At 36.0% G+C, this 3878-nt stretch carries 4 protein-coding genes and 2 pseudogenes; 3 read left to right on the top strand and 3 right to left on the bottom strand.

From position 1 onward, the window contains the following. A pseudogene (locus tag SANK73390_RS19520) lies at positions 1–336 on the top strand (transposase); the annotation flags it as partial. Positions 337–545: 209 nt separating this feature from the next. Then, positions 546–995, top strand: a pseudogene (locus SANK73390_RS19515) (transposase); the annotation flags it as partial. A gap of 408 nt (positions 996–1403) precedes the next feature. Here the strand turns inward: SANK73390_RS19515 and SANK73390_RS19510 are convergent. Genes SANK73390_RS19510 through SANK73390_RS19500 form a run of 3 tightly spaced genes read right to left on the bottom strand, consistent with a single transcriptional unit; the run spans position 1404 to position 3523 of the window. After that, positions 1404–1997 (bottom strand): nucleoside/nucleotide kinase family protein, encoded by a 594-nt coding sequence (locus tag SANK73390_RS19510; RefSeq protein ID WP_462768016.1) that lies wholly within the window; start codon positions 1995–1997, stop codon positions 1404–1406. Between the two features lie 40 nt (positions 1998–2037). Continuing rightward, entirely contained in the window at positions 2038–2628 is a 591-nt protein-coding gene (locus SANK73390_RS19505) for a hypothetical protein (protein ID WP_462768015.1), read from the bottom strand. Next, positions 2615–3523 carry a hypothetical protein gene (locus SANK73390_RS19500; protein ID WP_462768014.1) on the bottom strand — a complete coding sequence of 303 codons (909 nt, stop codon included), beginning with the start codon at positions 3521–3523 and terminating at the stop codon, positions 2615–2617. The genes SANK73390_RS19505 and SANK73390_RS19500 overlap by 14 nt, the downstream gene beginning before the upstream one ends. Positions 3524–3722: 199 nt before the next feature. On the opposite strand from SANK73390_RS19500, the gene SANK73390_RS19495 reads away from it, so the two are divergent. Further along, a partial coding sequence (locus SANK73390_RS19495) for a transposase family protein (RefSeq protein ID WP_462768017.1) occupies positions 3723–3878 on the top strand: 156 nt, incomplete at its 3' end.

Below are 3878 nucleotides of genomic sequence, written 5' to 3'. Positions count from 1 at the left end.
GAGGCAAAGCAACCTAAACAACTTGCTCGCTTTGCAGGCAGCCTCAGAAAACACATGCCCAAAGGGTTACCCTTTGAGTTAAAGTCTTATTTAGAATTAGTTGAGCTAACGGGCCGCTGTATGAGAGAAGATAAACGCGGGCATATAGAGCAGCGCACACTTCCTATTTTAGAACGATTAAACATAGCACCTGAAAACTGGTTAAAACTCACCACACAATTTACCAAAGTGTTCAAAGGGGCAGTAGGGCGACCCAATAAGCTTGATGGCTACTACACACATTTAGAAGTAAAACGACGAACCAGCATCAGTCAATGTGAAAAGCTATTTGCTTAAATTACCTTATAACCCAAAACACTTAACACCAATCATGCTGATAAAGTAGGCACAGTTGTGCCTAACAATTTACAATTACCACCTAAATTTTTTAGTTAAGTTAAAAAATCGCATTGAAAGGTGCTTTTGGCGTAAAAAATATTAAAGTAGCTGGCTTTGCATGATAATTTAATAATGGCTGTCTTATTTATTTTGTCTTATTTATTTTAGCATTAGCAGCTTGTATGGCATATGTTGATTTAAACCCCATCAGAGCGAAGATGGCAAAAACCACCGAGGACTCTGAGCACACCAGCGTTCAAAAGCGAATTAAAGCCGCAAAAGAGGCAAAGCAACCTAAACAACTTGCTCGCTTTGCTGGCAGCCCCAGAAAACACATGCCCAAAGGGTTACCCTTTGAGTTAAGGTCATACTTAGAGTTAGTAGAGCTAACAGGCCGTTGTATGAGAGAAGATAAACGCGGACATATAGAGCAGCGTACACTTCCACTCTTAGAGCGATTAAACATAGCACCAGAAAACTGGTTAAAACTCACCACACAATTTACCAAAGTGTTCAAAGGGGCAGTAGGGCGACCCAATAAGCTTGATGGCTACTACACACATTTAGAAGTAAAACGACGAACCAGCATCAGTCAATGTGAAAAGCTATTTGCTTAAATTACCTTATAACCAAAACACTTAACACCAATCATGCTGATAAAGTAGGCACAGTTGTGCCTAACAATTTACAATTACCACCTAAATTTTTTAGTTAAGTTAAAAAATCGCATTGAAAGGTGCTTTTGGCGTAAAAAAATATTAAAGTAGCTAGCTTTGCATGATAATTTAATAATGGCTGTCTTATTTATTTTTTTTGAACCAAGAAAATTAGCGATTAAATCAGGTAAATTTTAGGTTAAGCAAAGATAGCTTCCTCTCGAGGCAGCTCTCAGTTAAATAAAAAAGGGGTAATAACATCGCTGCGATTACCCCTTTTCAAAACTCTATTTAAAAAACCAATTAATGATTTTCAGAGACCATATTGATGGTATGTTCATTTTAGGACATTCAAAGAGGTGAATCCTATCATTTTGACTCTAAAAGCTGATCTACAATTCCTATAATTCTGTTTACAACATCTTTTAGATCACTATCTATTTCGTTTTTCATAATCACAACATCACCAAAATATTCATTCATTAATTTGCTGCTAATGACAATATCAAACCTTTGTTCTAAAACGTCACTACTCAATAAATTAGAGTCATTTTCACGTTTTAAGAGGCGTTCATTTACAACAGATGAGTTGGATTTTAACAGAACAGTTAGAATAGGTGAGGGTAAGCCTATAGCAGCTATACCTGCTTTTATTTCTAGCATATTATTTTCAACCGCTTCTAAGTGATAAACAACTGTTGACAACATATATCTATCAACAATAACTATAGGAACATCAGAAGCTCGATTCGCAAACTCTTTGTTTGCTATTAAATAAGCACACAAGGAGCCATATATACCTTCATCTCTCGCTATAGTCGGTATTTTATTAAACCCGATTGTAGGAGTTTTGAAAACTTTGACGTGATTACATTTATTAATCTCATAATGGTTCTTCAATTTTTCACATACGGTGCTCTTACCTACTCCATCCATACCTTCAATTGCAATAATCTTTACCATCAATTTCTTCCTTTGCAGTTTAATTAATCCTATTAAGACGCTACTGGGGCCCATTCAAAACAACATTCCAAATTTCAGACTTATCAAACGGAGTTCTAATATATTTTTCAATCTCATCCTCGTTATTACCAACAACTAAAGGCGCCATATTCGTGTAGTTTGTTTGAAGTACTATCGTGACTACACATTCATTGGCAGGTACAAATGCTTGATGATAAACTTCTGACTCCATCTGATAGACCGAACCCGCACTATGATAATGCTTGATTTTAAGTTTTGGTGTCACTGAGGTAGCACTCGCGATAAGAGTTGAATCTTTTCCATCATATTCCACAGGAAAAAGAGTATGTGTCCCTCCTTTTATAATATCGTATTCCCACATTCCCATTGTCCCATATAAAACCCTGCTAGTTATATCAAATCTATGATTATGTATCGGCCATTCCGGTTTTTTTGATATTCGGATTCCTTTTGGCCAATAATGAAGTTTCAGAGCCCAACCAGCACCTTCCTTTAAAGGCATTGAGATGAAACCAAGAGGGTGCCAAAGCGCTTCACCGTCACGCCAACACGAAATGATACTCAAGATATCGTTGAGTTCCAGATACAGTAATTTATTAATTCTTTCCATAAGGATCTGTGTTTCTTTGTGCACTAATTAACGCTGTTTTTACTACATTTTGACTGGGATTTTCAAAGCCAAAACTATTACATACATTTTTAATATCTTGTTCATCTAGATCTTCCAAACAATGTTTATCTATAGTTGCTAGTGATACTTCTAATGCTTGATGTTTTATTAACGTAAATTGCTCATAGACCCAACCGTTTAAGAAGTGGTCGTCGGTTGCAACTAAGCATGGCTCCCTTTTATTTTCTACCGTTAAAAATGTTGTATGTGAGTTAGAGTCAACTCTTATTGGTTCAAAAACGCTATTTAAGTATATGTTTATATTAAGAGATGGCTGCCTATTGTACCAAGCACATACAGCAAGTGTAGCAATTAGATCTGCTTGTACTTTTTCAGCATTCCAGTCCCGTCCTTCCTCATTTAGTGCACTAAAGTTTTTGTGTTCCGCAAATTTTTGACAAATATCCTCATGCATAGGATTAATAAATATAGCTTCGATTGAATAACGTCCTGTTCTTTCAGATAACGTTGGAAGAACCTTTGCACGCAAATAACGACCTCGATTTCCCTTAAACATCCAACACGTAGCTTCAGCTAAAGCAACTTCGAAATAGGGAACAATATCTCTCGCAGAAACTTGTCTAAGATTAGTTGAACTCTCTTTCCTGGAACCTATAAAGTAATAAATTACAAAAGATAAAATGACAGAAACAACTAGCCCCGACATTGTATTATCTAAAATAGCAAGTGACGATATATCGAATTGAGTAGGTGTAACTCCTGCTTTAGGAGTCAAATAAAATCGAGCAGCTATAAGAATTGAAAGTAATAAAAATATAGAACCTAGAAAAATTCTTTTATGGTACGGGCTATCAAAGACCTTATTCATATCCATTGTAAAACTCCATTATATACAAATTTTTCATTACCCTAAGGCAATATAAATCAAATAGTTAGACTAAATCAAATATTAAACTAAATCAAACATTAGACTAACCATTACAAGCACGGCGGGATCGCACTTTGTAAAAAGGCTTTAACACCCGCCTCTTTTCTGATCTAATAACGCCCACATTATCACTATCTACTTGTTAATTACGTCGTTATTTAGCCACCTTGAACTTGTGGAAGATAAGCGTTCTTCCATCAACCAATATCATGATCTTACTGATGTCTTGTTTCTTATCATTTCGGCGGTTTTATCCGGTTGTGAAGGCTGGGAAGATATCGAAGTGTTTGGACACAGCAAG

This window comes from Pseudoalteromonas sp. SANK 73390, from assembly GCF_054966645.1.
This window is presented reverse-complemented; position numbering and strand designations above follow the sequence as displayed.

Coding starts and splice junctions, on each gene's coding strand:
- SANK73390_RS19510 (WP_462768016.1), bottom strand. CDS start 1,997: ATGGTAAAGATTATTGCAATTGAAGGTATGGATGGAGTAGGTAAGAGC.
- SANK73390_RS19505 (WP_462768015.1), bottom strand. CDS start 2,628: ATGGAAAGAATTAATAAATTACTGTATCTGGAACTCAACGATATCTTG.
- SANK73390_RS19500 (WP_462768014.1), bottom strand. CDS start 3,523: ATGGATATGAATAAGGTCTTTGATAGCCCGTACCATAAAAGAATTTTT.